Source organism: Halobacterium sp. R2-5 (assembly GCF_011734195.1).
In the GTDB taxonomy this organism is placed as follows: Archaea; Halobacteriota; Halobacteria; order Halobacteriales; family Halobacteriaceae; genus Halobacterium.
The window spans coordinates 186,254-206,419 of sequence record NZ_JAANTH010000003.1; the positions used below are offsets into that span (position 1 = coordinate 186,254).

The following is a 20,166-nucleotide window of genomic DNA, read 5'->3' on the forward strand; positions in this document are numbered from 1 at the left end:
ATCGAAGTGTAAATCATGTAGTGAGGCGCGCATTCACCTCGATAGTGCCAATACAGTTCGTTTCTCTGCTAGTTTCCTGATGCGCCTAACGAAGTGTTCAGAACGATTCTTGACGAAACGACTGGAGACACACACCCCTCTATCGATGTGTTCGACGAATCTGCTGTGAGGGTGAATCTGAACCTAGCATCGAGGATCCAGCCACTATCAAGACAGCGTGTACAGCCTAGTTTCACGGAATACAGCATGGAATACTGCTATTCAACGTGTTTCTGTCATCGCAAGAAGACTGTCTATTCTCTTCTTCTCTTCTAGCTTTCTAGAACAAACACACACACACCTCTATCGATGTGTTCGAAGTGTTCAGGTGGCGTCAATATCTGTTCCCTCTCCTCGAACACAATCTCGTACGGTCTCGTATCCGCTGACTCGTCACGAACGGCTCCATGTCCCAGATGACGTCCTCCAAATCATCTGTTTCTCCGTCTGTTCTCCCTTCTCGTGCGTTCTTCTCCTCAGCCCTTCCTTGGATTGAACACATCGATAGAGGGGTGTCTGTCTATACTCCCTCCTACGCATCGAGTCTCGTCACTCGCGACATTCTCTGCTGACTTGGACCGCTCTCCCGAACACATCGATAGAGGGGTCTCTCCTACTCACTCTCTACTCCAGTGGGGGTAGCAGACTCTGCAAACCTTAACCAACAAATCTTGCAATGTCGTCGGCTTGTTGGTTAACACTCCACTCTGACAGCGTGTTGTCCGATCTACCCACAGGTTCCGTCTATCGAGGCTTCTTGCGTCTTCTTGGTCCTAATCCCAGGAGATCACTCCGATCCGCTCCGTTACAACCCTCAGCTAAATGACGGGACGAACACGGTGGATTCTACAGCTTGTCGAGAGACCGTTTGCTCATCTCAAGTCGCGACTAAACTACGGGCTACGTGCCAGAACGACCAAACCGGGAATTTCGAGGAGTTCGATCAGTCTTAGACACAGAGCAGCTGCAACCAGTTCCTCCTCAGACCTGTCCTCTCTGTTGGTTACTCTTCAAGGTCGACGTATTGACTCTCCCATTCACGGCGGGCCGAAAGTTCCCGTTTCCCTCGTCGTGTTACTGTGTAGAAGTTTGTTCGCTCGTCGAGTTCGCCTTTGTCGACGAGGCCTTTGTCGACGAGAGTATCGAGATTCGGATAGAGGCGCCCGTGGTGAATCTCGGATTCGTAGTACTCCTCGAGCTCGTCTTTGATTGCGAGACCGTGTGGTTCCTCTAAGCCAGCGACGGCGTAGAGGAGGTCACGCTGGAATCCTGTAAGGTCGTACATATCCCTTATCGCGTCTCTGAATTGTATAATTGTTATTCTTCCTCGCTATCCGACCTGAGTAATGTACGAATGTCTTTAACCTCGTTTCAAAACGGTGAACGACCGGGGTTTCTATTCTAGTGGTTTTCGTCGCACTCCATGTCGGTCCGGGAGTGCCCCATGACTACCTAGCCCCGCTCGTTCGACACGCCGGCGAGGACTTCACCGTCTACCTCTCCGACCAGTTCGGCGTCGGCCACTCCGATGAACCAGCACCGTGCGACAACGAGTACATTCTCCTGGACACGGCGCGTCTCCGCGATGGGACGTCCGCGACCAGATTTGCGATATTGACGCGCCGACACTCGTCCTCTCCACCGAGTACGACGAAATCAAGCCGTCGATTGCACGCGACATCACCGGCCGCATCCCGAACTCGGAGATCCACGTTTTCGAGGAGAGCAGCCACATGCCGTTCTGGGAGGAACCCGACGCCAACTGCGAAGTCGTCGAATCCTTCCTCGCAGAATGACGCAAATGGGGCTGCTGATTTTCGGAGGCTGACCCGGCAGGTAACGAACTTGATGAGCGGCCGCTCATTAGCTCCAGTGTCTAACCAACAACCACGGAGAGGCAGCACAAATTTGTTGGTTAAGGAAAATCCGAGCTAGATCCCCTGAGCAAGAATGCGAATCGTCCCTCTAAGGGGGCAGGCCAAATGCACGGCGCGCAAACGCGCGCCGCTTACCGCCACAGCCACCGCTACCGGGAAGGCGAGCTGCTGAAGCCACCAAAGAAGACCAGATAGGAACTCGGCAAAGCAGCTTGTCAGGAGCGTCTACGGGGTGATGTGAGCTATCACTTTTGCCCGCTATTCGGTTAGCGAGTCGCGGACCCGTCGCGGAATCTGTGGGTAGTCGAACGTGGGCCGCGAGTCAGGACCGGTTGGCTCAACGCTACACTCGATCAAGGAGGGGCCGTCACGTGCGACAGCGTCGTCGTACGCGTCAGCAAATGCCTCGTTCGTCTCGACGCTCGTCGCCGGCAACCCTTGCGCTTCAGCGGCAGCTGTGAAGTCGATTTCAGGGGTCGGCTGTCCACCGGTGGTCCCGTAGATACCGTTATCGAAGCACACGACAGTGAGGTTAGGCTGGTCCGCGGTCGCGACGGTCGAGAGCACGCCCAAGGACATCGTCAGCGATCCATCACCGGCGAGTACGGTCACCTGCTCGCTGGTTCCATGCGCGACGCCGACGCCGGTCGCAGTTGTCGAGCCCATGCTCCCCCAGAGGTAGAAGTTGCGGTCGCGGTCTGCGACACCCGCCAGTACGTAGGAAGCGACGCCGAGATTCGAGACCACGACCGCGTCGGGTGTTCGCTCCACGACGGTCGCCGTACAGGTGGCTTGGTCAGCAGGCATCAGTTGGCCTCCTGGCCGTAGCCAGTCACGGTCGCATCGAGAAACACCACGTATGGCGTCCGCGTCGAGAATGCAGTCTCGGCAGCCATCCGGACCGTCTGCTGGAGCGATTGGGCGTCCGAGACGACTGTGTTTCGAACGCCCATCTCGTCCATCATCTCGGGGAGTGCGTAGCCTGTCGGTACTTGCGCGATGTTGAATTCGCCGAGGTCGCCTCGACGCGTGACCAGTGCGAGAAACGGCAACCGAGCGGGTGTCGACAGGGAACCAATCGCGTTAATCGCGTTTGCGAGGCCGCTGGACTGACACATTACGGCGGCCCGTTCGCCGGTCACCCACGCGCCAGAGGCGGCGGCGATGGCGCTTTCTTCACGTTCGACACGGAGTGTGTCGACGTCCGAGTCTTGGAGTGCGTCCAGGACGGCGCCCATCGCGCCATCCGGGAGCTGTGTCACGAAATCAATGCCTGCGTCGTGCAGGCCGTCCACAATTGCCGATTCCCAACCCATGCTTGCTAATCAAGACAGAGGGGCTTCATTATTCGGGGGTCCGAGGCTCGACCGATTATCCACACGAGACCGCGCCCGCTGGCGTGGCTGAGGCCACCAACCCAAACCACTTCCTACCCCAGAGTGCAGCCGAAACTCACTCTCGACACACAAGCCCGTCAGTAGCCCCAGTAAAATAGGCGCGAAGTAGGGCTGCGAATTTCCAATGCATACACAGCGAGATCCAGGATAGCGATTGTTCTGTCGAACCGACTGATTGTGTTGTAATCCACGAGCGCGAGTCCGGGGGTAGTAACTACAATCGCCACGCCGGCCACGAACGCTTGGTAGGATGTTGCTAATGAGAAGTTAGCCTGTGATATCAAACCCTAATTCGACAGATACAAGCTATGAAACGCGTACTGACGATTAGGACAAGACATATATTCGTTAGGAGTTGCTTTCTCGAGGGATGCACGAATTCAGTAGAAGAACAGTGCTGTCCGGGGTTGCTAGTATCGCTCTCGGGACAGGAGTAGGTGCTGCAAACGGAAAACCCGGTCGTGGACGAGATAAGAACGGCTCAGGTGTACGTATAAAAACCACTGATGATGTCTCAGATATAGAGCGCTGCCGTCTCCCCCGATCAACAATGGACGCCGTGGGGGTCGAGCCAGGCCATCAAATTAGGCTTGTATACGATGGTGCGTCCGCCGTGTTTACGGCGTCTGTCTCGGATGACAAGTTCGGCTACGTCAATTCTGGTGGGCGTGACCGTTTAGGAGCGAGTGGCGGTAGTTTCTGTGTTGATACTGACTCGAATGTTGTCAATCCAACACTAGATGTGGGGACTGCTGCAGAAGATGGTGGGTTCCTTGAGCGACTGACCGATCCGGGGACAGCGGAACTAGTCGCGCTCGCGCCACATGGGGGGTATATTGAGTGGGGGACCGATTCACAGGCAAAACGTATCTCTGAACAACTCGACTCCGTTTCGTGGTACGGTGCAGGATGGTGGCCGGGCGGTGGCGCGTACCGTCGATGGCATATCACCTCCACAGATATCCATCCCGCATCGTTCCCGGCACTAGACGAGATATCCAACCGAGGCTTCGAGTACGCAGTGAGCTTTCACGGCTGGTCGGAATCCCACGTTGGGGTCGGCGGTGCAGCGCCGGCGGAGCTTCGCGAAGCGGTTCGAGACGCTATTGCACCCGTCGTCGATTCGGATGTTCGACTCGCTTCTGACGGCGGGCGCGACGGAGACTCACCCGAGAATATCGTAAACTGGATGACGGAGTCCGGGAGTGGTGGCGTACAAATCGAGCAGCCGTGGTCTGTGAGAGACGAGAAGCATCTAGAAGTTGCTGACGCGGTCGCTGAGGTATTCGATAGTTGGTAACAGTCCAAACGGATTGAGCCTCCGTGGCTCGGGTGGATGCTGACGCATCTCTTCGAGAAAGCACGGACGAATCGAGAAAAGTCGTGTGAGCGGGGCGGCTTATCCGCCCTAGTCTATTCGAGTAGTTCTGAGGCCGTGGCGGTTGCGATGGCGTCCGCGGACTGTTCTCTGATGGGTCTCGATTGACCGATCCAGATGCCAGCACCATCGTCAGCAACCTGGTTCACCAACACGTTCTCGCCGGCGTTGCGGTATCGGCCGTCGGCGAGTTCTACGCTCTCTGATGGCAGTTCTTCCGCGATCGCATCTCTAACTGCACGCCGGACGCTCTCCGGGGCTCCGCCACCGATTCGCACGCCGGCTGGACAGTTCCCGTGGAACGAAACAGCCCAAGAGGCATCCGCAGCGAGCGATGGGAGTTCCGCGAACGACTCCAGGTCGAGTTCCGTACTCGGGACGTGCCAGCGGCGGAACGCGCCACCACCAGGCCGCCAGCCCCGACACCGCCACGTCGCGGGTGTCTCACTGGCCGCGTCGCGGAACTGCACGACCTGTTCGTCCGTGTGCGGCTCAATCATGCCGCCGTGTGGCGCGAGTACGAGGAGGTCGGTATCCCCGTCGCTCGCCTGTTCGATGAGCTCGCCATTCTCTCTGGCTTCCTCCGGCGACTGGTCGACCGTAATCCGTGTCTTGGCCGTCGCCTCGAAGGGCTCCGTCGCGAGATCACAGCTGCTACCGTACGTCGGACACTCCGTCTCTTCGTCTTCCCGGTAGCTATCCGCGTCGATTCGACACCGGGCTTGCCCACTCGCGTACAGCGCGTTTTCGCCAGTTGTCGTCTCTGGACCGAGCGTGTAGAGTGCGTACTCGTCCTGGTATTCCAGTCGGATCTGCTGGCCGCTCGACGCGTCGAGCGAGTCGAGAGTCGAGTCGTCGGGAATAACGAGTGTTGGTGACGCCACTCCGTCGTCGGCGTCGCCGAACCCGGTAACTTGCACTGTCCGCTCCGATTCGGGGGTTGAATCCCCTCCTTGCGTTGCCGTCGCGTTGTCGATTGCTTTGATGCCGATCCCGAGCGCTGCTGGGGAAACCATGCCGGCCACCAGTAGTTGTCGTCGTGTGTAGTGTTTGTCAGTCATTGTTTTCAATCATCTGCGGTCGTGAGTTGTCTGTTAGTCTGTCCGACCTCCTCACCGTGAACGTAATTGCTGTGAACGGTGTCCGCACCAACTCTTCGTGCGGAGATTTCGTCGTCGAGCCCGCGCATGAACTCCGCGACGGTGTTACCCATCAGGAGCACTGGTGGGCCCTCTTCGAGTGTCGCATCTAACACGTCCTCAGGTGGAGCATCCGTATGGACCGTGACGGGGAACGACGCTTTTCGAGCGAAAAGCGGTGCAGGAGTACCGACCGCGTGGACGGTGTCAACGACACCACTGTCGTGTAACTCGTCGAGGTACGTCAGGAACGACGCGGTCCGTGCGCGTCGGTCGTCCCGCAAGTAAATCAGCGGAACGATCGATTCTATTGGCCCCGTACAGAGGTCTCGGCGAATAATCTCGGTGCTCTCAACGTCGTTAACGTCTGCAGCGTTGAACACTTTCCCAGCGGGAAGTCGTACCCACTCGACGCGCATCTCGTCGAGGAAGCGGTGCAGTACACCGTCCGAAACCGGCTCGGAACCGACTGATTGGAGGACCTCATTCAGTCCGAAAATCGATTCCGCGGCTGGCACGTCGGCGTACTCCTCGGGGACGGATACGTGTGAGAGCGAGACGTCCCGCCCCCGCAGTTCGACCGCTAATCGCCGCCGTAGCTCCGGTTCCTGTTCGCAGTTCACCAGGTGGGTTCCGGCGGGAATCGAACGTGCAAACGAGCGGGCGATTTCTCCCCGCGTCCTGCCGAGCGTATCCCGGTGGTCTTGGCGAATATTCGTCACCATCACCACGTCTGCTCGAGCGAACTGCTGGTTCACGAGCCGCGTAGTGTACTCGCTGATGCCCTGGTTTTCAACGATGAGCACGTCTTCGGGAGCGTATCTCCGAATCTCGCGTTCGTTCTCGTAGAGAACGACTCGATCACTGCGCTCGATTTTGTTCGTCTCGCCAGCGTACAGGGACTGTGGCTTGTCACCGGTGACCTTGGCGTACACGTCGGTATTCCGGGCAGCGAAAATCTCGTACAGACGCTCTACCGTCTTCGACTTCCCCCGGGAACCGGAGACGACGATCCGCGTATCGATGTCGTCCAGCCGTTGCTGATGCGTAATCCCTCGCGTGAGGATGGACGGGAGGCGGTTCATCATAGTGTGCTCACCTCCTCCGGATGAGACGGTCGTTCGAGCTGGACGACAGCCAAGATGGCGAGCAACACAGCACCGACCCACACGGCAACGATGCTGAAGTCGGTCCGGCTGATTGCTGCGAGCGAATTCGGCGTCAGAGCGAGCCACGATACGACAAACAGGCTGGCGAACAGTCCCGACGACAGCTGTATGGCCGTGAGGCGCTCGATCGGCGCGACACGGTGGAGGTTGTACGCTGCGATTCCGCCGAACATGCCCGTGAAGAGGACGATGAATCCAGGCGTGGACACGATGAAGCCGACCGGAACCGCGAGTACCGTCCCGAGTAGTACCGCCACCGTCAGTAATACACGACCGTAGAGGAGAGTACTCCAGTTAACCAGGGCGACAGCGCCGAACACCGCTGCGAAGCTCGCCGCGAAGAACAACACCATCATCGGGAAGTCGACGCTGAAAAGAGCCAACAGCGGCAGCGTTACCGTCCCGCTCAGGCGAACGTTCCAGCGGTGATGAACCGCCTCGGCGACGGTGAACCCGAGCAGGATTACCAACAGCGCCACCCCGCGCGGGAACACTGTGCCTTCGACTGCGTGGAACACGACCGCGTCGCTGATGACAGCGACATCGGAGACGGGGCTAAACAGGACTGTTGGCGTCAGCTGGCCGAGGGTGGCGGCCGTCGTTGGCGTCACGAGCCCGAAACCTAAGCCCAGCAGCCCCACCAAGGCAGCGCCGCTGAATGCGATGTCTTCGACGACTTTGGAGCCATCGAGTCGGTGGTAGTTGTACGCCGCGATTCCGGGTAGGATACTACCGACGAAGACCACACCGTAGCCGTGTTGGAGCGGATTGTCGAAGAGCGTGAGCACTGATGCGAGACTCACTGATGCGGCCGCGCCGGCGACCATCCCAGTGAGTAGCAGTTTCCGTCGAAACAGCAGTGTCCGTCTCTTGACGACGCTGATTGCGGCGTAGGCGAGCGCGGTACTTGCGATGAAGAGGGGTAATGTCTCGAAGCTGTACAGCGTGTACAATGCGACTAGCGGAATGACGAGAACGCCCGAGAGGCGGAGGTCTGCCAGCTGCACCGCAGCGAGGCTCATCGACAGTCCCACTACGACGATGATCGCCGCGACGATCATCGTAACCCTCCCGCTGCCACGCTACACCAGTCTGTTTGGTATCTGCTCACCATACCAAAACTAACATCTACTTGTTGGAATTTTGTTATTGAGGGGGTAGCTGAGGTCGGGGGAAAACGACCGCTAAGTAAGCGCCGTGGAAGTCCTATATATTCGAGAACTTGTAACCACAATATAAAATGTGGTTTTGTTATGTGGAAATACCTACAATTACTGTGGCTTGCACCTCAAACCACCAAGTTCGGCATCTAAGAGGGTTCTATATACCATAGAAATTGAATTATTGTTTACATTAAGTGCTTCTGGCCAACAATCTAGAGTTTCCCTGCAGGATTCTAGGCTCGGTAATAGCTGGTCCAACCAGCGCTTCTAAAATACCAACATGTAAACAACACTCACGCCGGTGCCGAAATCGACCTTCCGGGAGTAAAGAATCGCGGGCCGAACCTCAGTTGTGGCAGCCATACCCTCCACGTGTACCTCAAAGTGGCCACCCGGCAAGCCAAACGCACGCTCATTGCCGTTTTCAGTCTGTTTCTCCCAATCGAACCCAGTTGACGTCCGGGCTGGTTCGACCGGCCACCTGTGCTAGTTCGGCAGTGGCTGAACCGCTCACCCGGAGGTGGTCGTACTCCCGTCCTTCCCGGGCATCGCTCCATTCTATGAGTCTCAGTTCGTCAAATCGTGCAGCACTCTCACCCTCTTCCGGTGGGTAGAGCCGGAGATAGAAATCGACGTACTCGGCGCTATCACGACGCTGAAAGTTCTCCCGGAATCTGTTGAGTCTGGTCCCTGTTCTACCGAGTTCGTACGTCCGCTCTTCGAGCATCTCCCCGCTGGTGGACGAGTACCGTCGCCACAGCACCTCCAACCTCGCGTCCGAATCGTGTTGATACAACCCCGTCAGCGTGATCGGGCCCTGTACCGGTATACGGTCGAGCGGCGAAAGAATTGCACGCTGGCTGTTGGCTTCGTCCCGAATCAGTCGAATGCCGCCCGAGTCGTCTCGACCGATCCCTTCACCCATGGCATCATCATGGCGTCCGAAACGCCACAGCGAAGCCTCGAACTCGTCGTCGTCAACGTCCGGATTTTCGAAACTCCCGGTCGGGAGGCGGTCAGTCCCGAGCTCGACCGACTCGACCCCGTCCACGATTGATCGTACCCAGCCTGATTCGCGGGCGAATACCGTGCCTTCACCCTCAAACTGCTGCTGTTCCGTTCTGAGGTCGCTGCGCGTATCCCGAAGATACTGAACTCTCGATTGATGGAGCGTGAACTGCTCGGAGGAGAGGCCAGCGGTGCGCCGTGACTGTGACAGCGCCGGCTCCGCAACGATACCCTTGGGAACGTAGCCCTCGAGCAGGAGTGGGTCGAAATACGCCCGCCGAACACCGTTCTCCGTGGCGTGCACTGTGAGCAGATACGACGGATACGTCTCCCAGAACTCTTGGTCGAAGACGAGATTCCCCAGCGACCACGCAACGAGTGTTGAACCCCGGAACTCGAGCCCACCGGTCACGTGCGGGTGATGGTTGATTACCAGATCTGCACCTGCGGTACTCGCGGTTTCGGTCAGGCGCTCGATTTCTGCTGTCGGTATGCGCTGATACTCCGTCCCGCCGTGAATCTGAACGACCGTGACGTCGGCGTTCTCCGCAGCCTCACTGACGCGTCTCTCCAGTCGCTCCTCGTTCGCGTCAGCGGCCCCAGCCGTCCCGGAGAAGCGCAACTCCTCGGTCTGCCCGTCTCCATCTGCGTCGCGGGTTACCGGGTACGATTCAGGGTCTTCGTCCGCCGACCAGTCGATGTCGTACTGGCTACCAGTGATTGTCGTACACGAGATTAGACCGATGGTCAGCCCCTCTCGTTCGAGATACGCTGGTTCCCACGCCTGTTCGCTGCTCTCTCCGGCCCCGGAGTACGCGATACCAGCCTCGTCGAGCGCTTCCCGTGTCTCCCTGAGTCCGGGCGTAAGTGCGTCGAACACGTGGTTGTTCCCGAGAGCCGTGTAGTCCACACCTGCATCGGAGAGCGAAGACGCCGCTACTGGGTGTGAGACGAACAGATACTGTTTTTCGGCGTGTCGCCAGTCACTCGTCGTTAGCGGCGTTTCGAGATTGACGGAGGTAACGTCTGCTTCCTGTAACAGTGGTCGGATGTAACTCAGGATTTCCCGATGGTCAGCGCGTCGCTCGCCGGGACGAATCCGGAAGTGCGAACTGAGTGTGTCTTCCTCGCTTTGATAGAATCGGCGTCCGAACATCACGTCGCCGCCGAAGCTCATCGAAACAGCCCCCTCTCGCGGCGTCAGTTCAACACGAAGCGGAGTATCTGGTGTGGCAGCGACTGTCCGCCCGATATAGTTGGACGCGCTCACCCGGACCCATACGGGAGCAGCGGTTGATTCGAGCCTGAACCGGCCGTGTTCGTTCGTGGTGGTTTCAGCTACAGTCCCAACGTTACGAGCGGTCGCGCTCACGCGAGCCCCAGTAAGTGGTTCGCCAGAGAGACTGAATACTCGACCCTCAATCGGTTCCGAAACTGGCTGTGTTTCAGTGGGCGGTGGCTCCGACTCCGCAGGTGTTGTAGTCTGCGTCTCAACCGAATCCGAGGATTGTAACGCTCCACAGCCGGCCAAACTTCCTGCTAGCGCGGTGCTCGACAGTCGAACGAACTCCCTCCGAGGAAATTTCTCAGGCATAGTTGGTCTAATTCTCCACAGCCAAATAGATGTGGTTGAGTTATTATATATTTATTTACACTTATTGTGCTTAACAGTAACTCTCTACGAGCCCCACCAGGTTCACATCATAGGAGGCTGACTCCGGCATACACACACGAGACTACGATCTCCGTATGAACAAGATATCCCAGAATTCACACGGAGATGTGCTGCCACCCCGGATTTAGGAATTGAGGTCTGGGGACCTGCTGTTCACACGACAGGCGACCCGCGAGTAATCCAGGGTTGGACACCCGAGAAATTGCATTAACCAACACTCTGGGAGAATCTGCACCAGGTTGTTGGTTAATATCATTCGACTATAGTGCTCACGGCCCCGTCCACTGACGAGAGCTGTTCTTCACCGCCGTTCCCGTCAATCCTCCTTCCGGTCGTTTCTCCAGGAATTGCTAAACTGAGCCAAGCGCTCTCCGTAAGAATCACTCGCTATCGGCGGCTACTCTTCGAAGGTCATCCCGTAGCCCCACTCTTCGAGATGCTCTTCGACCTCGTCGAGATGGTCTAAACCAGCTTTCATCAGAGCTTCCCGAAGGTCGGTAAGCGAGACATCGTCGTCGAAGCGGTCTTCGAGCTCTCGCTGGGCGTCGCGTTCATTGCTCTTGGTTTCGCTCTGCAGGAACAGCGGAACGCGCTCACGGCCATCCTGCACGCCATCTCGCCGGAATTTGTACGGGATCTGCATCGCCCGCTGCTGCCGCGACGACTGCGTTGACTCCGTCTCCGTCGGTTCGGCCTCGGTCGTGGACCTCTCGGTCGTCGACTCCTCCACGTCTGTACTCTCACTACTCGATGCGAACGGGTCCTCGCCAGCGCCCTCTTTCATGCCCGTCATGCGGATAGCACCTCGTGGTCGAGGTCACCGGGCTTCGGCGGGTTCGGCGCTTCAATCCCAACTTCCTGCTCCAGGCGGCGTGCAATCCGGTCGAATTGGGCGAGCGTCTCGATTTCGTAGTCCCGCCGACGATCCCGGTGTTCCCGGACGTACTCGAACGCTGAGCACTGCTGCATCCAACAGCCCTCCATCAGCGACGCACGCTCGCCAATGATCTCCGGGATCGGATACTCAATTTCGTCGAGAACCGTCCGCTGGTCCCGCGTATCCTTGAATCCGACCGGCACTGCAGCAAGCACGCCAACCTCGACGTCAAGCTGGTCTTCGAGCCCGGCGACGAGCGACTCGAGGCCCTCGACGGCAGCTCGTCCCTTTGCGCTCGGCTCGACAGGGATGACGAGCGAGCGCGTCGCGTGAATCGCGTTGTAGAGATGTGGCCCCTCGGTCGCCGGTGGGTCACAGATGAGCACGTCGTACTCGTCTGGCACGCCGGCTTCGCGAAGGACGCGAAGCAGCTGTGCGTGCATCCCGAACGCTTCGCCCATCGCTTCTGCCTGGTCTTTCTCACGCTGGAGGTACTCGGCGAGGTCCGAGAGCATGTTGTGTTCCGGGATGATGTCGACGCCTTCCACGGTCCGGATGAGGTCGTCGAACTCGCCACTCGGACGGCGAATCATGTGCCGGACGAGATTGTCGACGGATTCAGTACGATCTGTGTCGACACCGAAGAGCCGGGAGAGGTCGCCATCTTGGGGGTCGAGTGGTACGACGAGCGGTTTCAAACCAGCTCGTGCGTGCGCGACCGCTAGGTTCGCGGCTGTCGTCGTCTTGCCGACCCCGCCTGCCTCGCTGTACGTCGAGTACGCTAACATACTCACGCCATGGACACCACCCATCTTGAAAGTTCTGTACGTTCATTCATTGATGTAGTTCGCTATGTTCTGTGGGTGATTTAATTAATGAACACAACTAGTGAACACTGACAGTGAACACAACTAATGAATGTGTTCAATGATTGTATACACTGTTGTAGTACAATGAATGTATTTGGTTAGAGTAACTATAGAATTCGGGGAGGGCGTCGGGTTAGCTGCGCTATCGGGCTTCTGCCTCGGTCACTGGCCCGGCGAACGCGACCGCTTCTGGACGTCCGTGATTTCAACGTCAACCTCGTCGCCGGACTGAGCTCCGGGAACGAAGACGACGAACCCTCGCTCGACCTTCGTGACCCCGTCCCCCGGTCTCCCAAGTATCGACCGTCACTGACCGTACCTCTCCCTCCTCTACCGGCGCGGTTTCATACTGGTTCCGACTCTGGACGCGACCGCCGTTTGGTGCAGATTCAGTGTCGGTGTTCTTCTTGCGCTCTGTTTACTGAGTAGAATCGCGCTACTCAGAAGACACCACCCCTTGTGGGTGCACTTTCGTCGACGAGTCCCTTTGGGACCGAAACCGTGTACTGGTCACCGCGCTTTTCGAGTGTCGTTTCGTAGAGTAGACGTAGCGAATCAGGGATCTCCGTCATTACCGGCTGTACGGCGGTCTAACTAAAGGAAATTTGGTCGCCCACCGGAGCACCCTCATCTGGAGCACCGGTCCAAGAGTCGAGACCAATGCTGTCGATGCATAGCGATTTGGGAGACCTCGCTTATTGGGTCGTTGGTGCTGACTGAGCCAGCTAACACTGAGATACCTCGCAGCAATATCTTCCGGTATATGTGACGCCTCTTGTTTCTATAAACTCCGTGCGTGGCGCTCACCTATCGAGAGAACAGTGAGGATTGCGGGTTTCGGTCCGTCATACCTGCATGAGGATGTTACCGACGGAGATACTGGATTACACGTTCGGCTATTGTGGGTTATCAGCAAACACTCCACAGTATGAGTACACGTAACGCCAGAGTCGATCCTCGCCAGTTCGTTAAGAACCTGCTTCAATTCCGGTATCGAGAAGTAACGATGCTGTTCGCGACGCTCGCGGTTCTTACGTGCTCGATCGTCTTCTTCCCTGGATGGGATAACGTTTCGAAGGGCGTCCAGTCGAACGTCTCGACCGAATTACTCCTGCTCTTTGCTGTCGTCGCTGTTGTCGCAGGCGTCGTGAAGGGGATGATAGGCTTTGGATACGCACTGATTACGACCCCCATCTTTGCCTCTGTTATAGACCCGACAATTGCGGTTGTCGTTCTCGCTATCCCACCCTGGATGATCAATATGTTCCAGATCGGGGAGACCAAGACTGGTCTGTCGTTCGTCCGGGAGGAATGGCTTCTCATCCTACTGGCAATCGTTGGGTCAATTACCGGCGTCTACTTCCTTGCCCAGTACAGCGCCGGACCGATTGTACCGTTTCTCATCGGGGTGATTATCTTCGCGTACGTCGTTTTTCAGGTCGTTCAGAATTTTGTGACGATCGAAGAAGCACACCACCCAATCGCACTCAGTACCGCTGGCTTTCTCGAAGGATTCCTGCTCGCAGTATCTAACCTCGGGCCGCTACTCCCGGCGTATTTCCATACGTTCGAGCGTGATACCGAGCGCTATATCGGCGGGCTCTCTATGGTTCTCGGAATCATCTTCACAGTCCGCATTCTTCAGATGGCGCTTTTCACGAATCTCATGACCACGTACCGGCTCTGGCTCGGGTCCATTATTGCGGTTATCACGATTGTGGGGCTTCTCCTCGGAACCTATCTACGCCGACTCGAGGTCGACGACCAGAAGTTCAACTGGTTCGTTATCACCCTGCTGTTCGTCATCTCGGTCAACATTTTCCGAAACACGGTCCCGAAGCTTTTCTAGCGCGTTAGGGTTTGATATCCGCGTATCCCTGGTTCTGGAGGCGCGTTAACTCCCTGACATCGGACGACACGAAACCGACTCCTTCGACCGGGTCGTCTTCTGAGGCGTCGGTCCCTTCGGTCGTATTGCTCGACTGTCACGCCACGGCCGAAATCCATGATTTGCTCACACACCTGGGACGTAGCTTTCGAGAGTTCCAGCTCAGCGCTATTTGTGACGATCCCGACCTTCCGACATTTGATATAGTATCATAGGATTTATTCAGGGTTGTATCTCCCTGATTCGGCTGGTAGGAGCTCTGGAACTCTGGAAATCGACGAATTCCCTCGATAGGAATACTGGTCGTGATTACCCCAATAATCATGACCACATTGAAGTACCCCGACGCTGTGGGGTAAGCACGAATGCTGCAATCGGCTCACGACGACGCTTTCCCCGAAGTAGAGCCACTGAGAACAGGTTCGGAGAACCGTGCGGGTTCGGTCATTGTCTGACCGGACACTCTCGACGCCGCTCGACGACAGCTTCGAGCGGTACCTCCAGGACAAGGGGAAAGGCCGCGGTGGCGACGGCGGGAACTATCGACGTAATGCAGCACGCGAACTAAGGCGGTTCGTGGAGTGGGCTGCCGGCGACCGCGGTGGTGACAGCTGGACTGGGATCGTCCCCGATGACGTTGACCGAGAACCTACCTTCGAGGACCTTGACGAACGTGTCTTCCGTGAATACGCGCGCCATCTCGCTGGTGACCGGGGCCTCAAACAGAATACTGTACAAACCTATTATCGCTATATCTCTGCGTGGTGTGGCTGGTGCGTCAACGAGGGCTACCTCGAGGCGCACTACGCGCAGCGGGCGAGCGCGATGGCGCCGCTGCCTGAAGACGACGGCCGCAAGCCCGGTGACCAGCAGGCCTGGACGTCCGAACAGCGCCACGCACTCACTCGGTACGTCGACGAGCAGGCCCGTGACACCATCGAGACCTACACGACTCTCCCGGAGGATGTTCCCCCTCTTGAGCGGCAGCGAGCGCGCTACGTGGCGTTGAAGGCGGCTCGTGACCGCGCTCTCGTGTTTGTCCTTGCGTACACCGCTGTCCGAGTTGGCGAGGTCCTTCGGGACCCCAACGACCCACGCCGGCGTGGGGTTCGGTGGGAGGAGATCTCGCTTGAGGATGGGAGTATGGATGTCTACCGAAAGAAACAGCAGTGGGATGCGGCGAGCCTTCCTGATCCGGTAATTTCGCCGCTGCGGAGCTATCGTCAGTTGATGGATCCTCCGTCGGAGCGGTGGCCTGTGTTTCCGACGTTCGACCAGCGAACGCTCGCAACCCTCGTCCAAGACGGGCTGGCCGATCGCGGATTTCAACCGGATGCAATCGACGAGCGACGTGCTGCCTACGCTCGTGACTTCTTACTGGCCCTCGACGAGGATATTCGGCCGTCGTCGATTACGACGGATGGTGCACGATCAATCCTCCAACGGCTCTCCGAAGCCGCTGAAATCGACATCGATGACTCCAAACACGATTATCTCGCCCCCCATGGTGGACGACGTGGGATGGGTGAGGTCCTCGTCCGAGCGTTTGGGTACACGGTTGCTGCCCGATATCTGGACAACTCCGAAGAAATGGTCCGGGAACACTACTCGCACATCGAGGCTGGCGAACTAGGCGATGTTGCCACAGAAGCGCTTAGTGAGATTGAGAACTGAGTCTGCTAGTCCTTGTTCGGCCATTGGATGCCGTTCAGTTTTGTACACCACCCCTAAAGACGAAGAATCACCTCTCAAAGGTCACTGTCTCACGTACTCGGGCGACTGACGTTAGAACAGGGTATGTCCATGGCTGGTCATCGTAGGCATACGCACATAACGAGAGACCCTGAGTGTGGTCAAGGTCGTCTCGTTCTTGGAGCCGTTCCTGTCGCGCAGCTGCAATTGCGTCAAGTCGCGTTGTGAAGGAATCAGTATACCAGTCCGGAATTACTGTCGTTTGAAGCGGTGAGCAAATCTCTTCTAGTGAAGTCCATGCGTCTCTTACTGACTTCTCCTCTACGTCAAGCATTCTGAGGACTTCCTCTCGTCTCTTAACCGTCTCTCTTACCTTCAGCTGGAGTGCGGACTTGTACTGTGGGGTAAAGGCTGCCGACGTTGCATCTTCAAATATGCCAACGTACTTTGGTCCGAATTCATTCTTGAAGTGTTCCACAAGTGTCTCATCATATACTCGCTCGTAATGTGGGACGTCCATTACTGTTTGCCGGTACGCATTGCGGAGTTGGGTAACTCTCCCAGCATCCGTACTTTGACGGCTGAGACCTGCTGCTGGATGTTGGGAATATGTTGACTCTATAGGCAGAATTGATTGCAAACGGGCTTCGAAGGCCTCGAATGCAGACCGTTCGTCTGCTAACTCTTCCTGCTCTCGGCCAATTAAACGAGTCGCTGTGGAAAGAGGTGCGAAAATGTACTGCTGCTGCGAGGAGATAAAGTACTGAGAGTCTTGACTTCGCGTCGCTTCGGACATAATCTGGGGGTACGTTAACAAACAACTAAAGTCTACTGGGGCCCAACGCGACCTAGTCTGATGAAGCGTCTTTCAGAATCGGATGTTCAGAGGCTGCACGAAATTATTCGAAGTGTGCATGGGTACAGGGGGAACAAGACGTACGTCACCTCTCCTAGTGATCTGAGCTCAGTCCACAGTACCCCCGTTGGAAAATCAGATTTATCGAAAGCCAGGTCAATCGTTACGCGACGAGGTTTCGGAACTTGTCGAGGTCAACGTTTTCAAACTCCTCGATCGCATCGGAGAGAACGTCGACGTCCGTATCATTGAGTCGGGTCTCGGCACACGTCATGAACTTTGAACGGAGCCGCTCTTCGCTAACTGGGTTATTCGGGCTCCCGGGTGCGTAGCGAATCTCTTCACGATACTTCTCGCCGTCAGTTGTTGTTACGCGAACGATCGCGCCGTACCCGGCGTACTGGTCGCCAAAGAGATTCTCTTCAAACGCTCGTGACACCTTCTCAATCGCCTCCTTCGTTTCAGGCTGAGCAACGTACTCGTCGGTGAATTCATGAATGCCAGCATCGCCCTCGCGTAGAATCGCGGCGAGACAGAACTCAATCGAGAACTTCGCCTGGAGCGCGTCCTCCGGTTTGGCGTGGATTAGCATCTCCGAGGCAGCGTCGTCGAGTGTCACAACGATTTCCTCAACGGATTCGGGAGTCAGATCATGTTCCGTAACGAGGTCGCGCATACCATCCATTGCTGCGTGCGTGATAACGCCAGATGGGTACGGCTTGAAGCCAATGTCGAGAACGGCCCACTCCTCGGAGAGCCCCTCAGTAATTTCGTCAGGGTCGTACGCATCGTCAATGGTCATGACCCGATTGTAGCCGATGTCACCCTCGAAGATCTCCGGGTCAGCTGTAAACCCATCACGCGCGAGTAGCGCGGCGCGGACGCCCATCTGGGCAGCGTGGCCTGCATGGAGCGGTTTCGTCATCGAGCCGAAGTTCTTCTTAAGGGACGACGAGGAGGACGCGACAATCCCGAATGCACGAGCGATTGCTTCGGAATCTAAACCGAGAACGTGGGCAGCGGCTGCTGCGGCACCGAAAGATCCTGCGGTCCCCGTACTGTGCCATCCGTTCTGGTAGTGTTCGGGGTAGGTGCTGTGGCCGACGCGGAATGCAGCTTCGCAGCCGACGATGTAGCCAGTGAGGACATCCTCACTTGTGGCGTTGACATCATCCGCTGCTGCGAGTGAGGCTGCAAACACCGGTGATGTCGGGTGAATGACGATAGTTTCGAACGTGTCATCATAGTCAATTGCGTGACCGAAGGCACCGTTGGCAAGAGCTGCGGATGGCGGGGAACGTGTCCCACGCTGGAAAACGGTTGCGTCACCGTCACCGCCGTACGCGTCAAGATAGTCGTAGACCTTGTTCCCGACCTCATGGTGGGAGCCAAACAATGCAACTCCCACGTAGTCCCGGATTGCGGCCTTTGCGTGACTGGTTGCATCCTCAGGGATGTCGTCGAGTGAGGTTGACGCTACAAACTCTGCGAGCATGGCTGTTTCACCCATGGGGTAGTGGTTTCGACATATCACCATTAGTGTTTCGACCTGCAGTCCTGCGATTTGGGGTGCTTGTGACCGAAGGTTCGTTCGTGTGTAACGAACGATATTTAGGCTGATGTCGCTATCAGCCGCCCCACTCGTATCAGTAAAAATGGAATTACAATACTACTATTGTAAACTCAGCCAATTGGAAGTTTTTTGGATTCTTCCCCACTTCCTCATTGATGCGTCAATCTCATTCCACTGAATGTAATGATAGTTTGATTCATTGTGCGAATATTCGTAATAGACTGCGCCAACATCCTGAGAAAGTACTGTTCGTTGGTGGCGAACGTAGTGCTTCCTTGCCGTCAGAGAGCACTAACCGGCGGCTCCATCAGGACCAGCACTAACTGCGATACACCCCGAATAGCACTTTCTCGAGTGGCGTTCTCATTCATCCGCCAACGACGAGATAACTAATGTCGACAAATTCGGTGTCGTCGTCGATCGGGTTTGCGAGTCGGGCAAGCAACCGAGAAGACGAAATCGTCTGCTCCTGTATCACTATCACCCACTCTTTGTCTACCATCTTACGCTCACAAAGCCTCCACTCTGTTCGATCATTTTGCGGTTGAGAACTCCCGGATGAACTTCACCAATGAATAGTCGCAGGAGCAACCCACCCAATTCGACGATTTGAGTAGCCTCCCTGTCCTTGACCGGAAGTAGGATGATTGCTAATCTAATACTCGTCCGACAGCAGTTAGATTAGTGGTATACCGCACAAAATCCCCGGATTAGCTACGAATACTCGAGCTTCAACTCAAGTTCGTTCGCGGTTCCTCGAAGTAGATTGGGCAGTTCCTCCCTGAACCACTCTGTATCCAGTCGGTGGCGCGGACCGGACACGCTGAAGGACCCAACGACTTGCCCATTTGCAATAACGGGGACGCCAAGCGACCATAGACCGTCAATCGACTCTTCCTTGTTTGTCGCGTATCCACGCTCGGTTATCCGGTCAAGCTCCGCATATAATTCGTCCTCGTCCGTAATCGTGTGCTCGGTCTCAGCCGGAAGCCCCCACCGGTCGATCACCTCCTGAACTCGGTCACGGTCCATGAACGCGAGGATCGCTTTTCCACCGGCGCTAGAGTGGAGGTACCGAAGCTTGCCAGGGTGGCGATCCGCTTGAACGGCCCGTTCACCCTCGCTGATGTGTAGATAGACACCTTGTTTGTGTTCCTCGACGAAGAACTGTGCGCGCTCCTCCGTCTCTTTAGCAAGCTGTTCAACCATTGGGCCAGCCTTTTGCGTCACTTCGCGTCTGTTCCGTGTGTACTCCCCAATAGAGAGAAACCGGAGTCCAGGGTAGTACTTGTCCTCTTCCATGACGGCATATCCGAGCGAACGCAGCGTGGAGAGCTGTTGATGGACCGTGCTCTTCGCAAGATTAAGTTCCTGGGAGATCTCTGTTACGCCAGCTCCGTCGCGTTCGACTAGTAACTCTACGATATTGAACATCGTTTCGACCGATTGGACCGACCGAGAGAGTTCGTCCATGACGAACAACTTGTGTGCATTCCCTTCAATCCTGCGGCGGATTAACGCCACTACGACCCGAAATCAACGCAGGTCCGATTCAATTTCGCCAAT

At 56.7% G+C, this 20,166-nt stretch carries 16 protein-coding genes; 4 read left to right on the forward strand and 12 right to left on the reverse strand.

The window, feature by feature from the left end:
• Window positions 1–1,042 precede the first annotated feature (1,042 nt).
• Window positions 1,043–1,324: a PadR family transcriptional regulator gene (locus G9C83_RS15445; protein ID WP_167247555.1), complete on the reverse strand. Its 282-nt coding sequence runs from the start codon at window positions 1,322–1,324 to the stop codon at window positions 1,043–1,045.
• Window positions 1,325–1,580: 256 nt separating this feature from the next.
• On the opposite strand from G9C83_RS15445, the gene G9C83_RS15450 reads away from it, so the two are divergent.
• A complete protein-coding gene (locus tag G9C83_RS15450; RefSeq protein WP_167247557.1) occupies window positions 1,581–1,835 on the forward strand; it encodes a hypothetical protein in 255 nt (84 codons plus the stop codon).
• A gap of 339 nt (window positions 1,836–2,174) precedes the next feature.
• Here G9C83_RS15450 and G9C83_RS15455 read toward each other — a convergent pair whose 3' ends face one another.
• Entirely contained in the window at window positions 2,175–2,723 is a 549-nt protein-coding gene (locus tag G9C83_RS15455) for a thiamine pyrophosphate-dependent enzyme (protein ID WP_167247559.1), read from the reverse strand.
• Window positions 2,723–3,232 carry a thiamine pyrophosphate-binding protein gene (locus tag G9C83_RS15460; protein WP_167247562.1) on the reverse strand — a complete coding sequence of 170 codons (510 nt, stop codon included), beginning with the start codon at window positions 3,230–3,232 and terminating at the stop codon, window positions 2,723–2,725. The genes G9C83_RS15455 and G9C83_RS15460 overlap by 1 nt, the downstream gene beginning before the upstream one ends.
• A gap of 451 nt (window positions 3,233–3,683) precedes the next feature.
• Between G9C83_RS15460 and G9C83_RS15465 the strand changes: the two genes are divergently transcribed.
• On the forward strand, window positions 3,684–4,613 hold the full coding sequence (locus G9C83_RS15465) for a poly-gamma-glutamate hydrolase family protein (protein ID WP_167247578.1): 930 nt from the start codon (window positions 3,684–3,686) through the stop codon (window positions 4,611–4,613).
• A gap of 113 nt (window positions 4,614–4,726) precedes the next feature.
• Here the strand turns inward: G9C83_RS15465 and G9C83_RS15470 are convergent, their stop codons facing one another.
• The 6 genes from G9C83_RS15470 to G9C83_RS15495 form a co-directional block, all read right to left on the reverse strand.
• Window positions 4,727–5,752, reverse strand: a complete 1,026-nt coding sequence (locus tag G9C83_RS15470; protein ID WP_167247580.1) for a poly-gamma-glutamate hydrolase family protein — start codon at window positions 5,750–5,752, stop codon at window positions 4,727–4,729.
• Between the two features lie 5 nt (window positions 5,753–5,757).
• Window positions 5,758–6,918 carry a Mur ligase gene (locus tag G9C83_RS15475; RefSeq protein ID WP_167247582.1) on the reverse strand — a complete coding sequence of 387 codons (1,161 nt, stop codon included), beginning with the start codon at window positions 6,916–6,918 and terminating at the stop codon, window positions 5,758–5,760.
• Window positions 6,915–8,060, reverse strand: coding sequence for a poly-gamma-glutamate biosynthesis protein PgsC/CapC (locus tag G9C83_RS15480; protein WP_167247585.1), 1,146 nt, complete (start codon window positions 8,058–8,060; stop codon window positions 6,915–6,917). Before G9C83_RS15480 ends, G9C83_RS15475 begins: the two co-directional genes overlap by 4 nt.
• A gap of 526 nt (window positions 8,061–8,586) precedes the next feature.
• Window positions 8,587–10,764: a CapA family protein gene (locus G9C83_RS15485; RefSeq protein ID WP_167247587.1), complete on the reverse strand. Its 2,178-nt coding sequence runs from the start codon at window positions 10,762–10,764 to the stop codon at window positions 8,587–8,589.
• 478 nt (window positions 10,765–11,242) lie between these two features.
• The gene (locus tag G9C83_RS15490) at window positions 11,243–11,638 is read right to left on the reverse strand and encodes a hypothetical protein (protein ID WP_167247589.1); all 396 of its coding nucleotides are present in this window, start codon (window positions 11,636–11,638) and stop codon (window positions 11,243–11,245) included.
• The gene (locus G9C83_RS15495) at window positions 11,635–12,510 is read right to left on the reverse strand and encodes a ParA family protein (protein ID WP_167247591.1); all 876 of its coding nucleotides are present in this window, start codon (window positions 12,508–12,510) and stop codon (window positions 11,635–11,637) included. The genes G9C83_RS15490 and G9C83_RS15495 overlap by 4 nt, the downstream gene beginning before the upstream one ends.
• Before the next feature lie 1,009 nt (window positions 12,511–13,519).
• Here G9C83_RS15495 and G9C83_RS15505 point away from each other — a divergent pair.
• Window positions 13,520–14,440, forward strand: a complete 921-nt coding sequence (locus tag G9C83_RS15505) for a sulfite exporter TauE/SafE family protein (RefSeq protein ID WP_167247593.1) — start codon at window positions 13,520–13,522, stop codon at window positions 14,438–14,440.
• 486 nt (window positions 14,441–14,926) lie between these two features.
• Window positions 14,927–16,153, forward strand: coding sequence for a phage integrase SAM-like domain-containing protein (locus tag G9C83_RS15510; RefSeq protein WP_167247595.1), 1,227 nt, complete (start codon window positions 14,927–14,929; stop codon window positions 16,151–16,153).
• Between the two features lie 67 nt (window positions 16,154–16,220).
• Here the strand turns inward: G9C83_RS15510 and G9C83_RS15515 are convergent, their stop codons facing one another.
• The 3 genes from G9C83_RS15515 to G9C83_RS15525 form a co-directional block, all read right to left on the reverse strand.
• The gene (locus tag G9C83_RS15515; RefSeq protein ID WP_167247597.1) at window positions 16,221–16,691 is read right to left on the reverse strand and encodes a hypothetical protein; all 471 of its coding nucleotides are present in this window, start codon (window positions 16,689–16,691) and stop codon (window positions 16,221–16,223) included.
• Between the two features lie 499 nt (window positions 16,692–17,190).
• Window positions 17,191–18,537, reverse strand: a complete 1,347-nt coding sequence (locus G9C83_RS15520; RefSeq protein WP_167247600.1) for an MmgE/PrpD family protein — start codon at window positions 18,535–18,537, stop codon at window positions 17,191–17,193.
• A 777-nt stretch (window positions 18,538–19,314) separates the two neighbouring features.
• Entirely contained in the window at window positions 19,315–20,073 is a 759-nt protein-coding gene (locus G9C83_RS15525) for an IclR family transcriptional regulator (protein WP_167247602.1), read from the reverse strand.
• Window positions 20,074–20,166 lie beyond the last annotated feature (93 nt).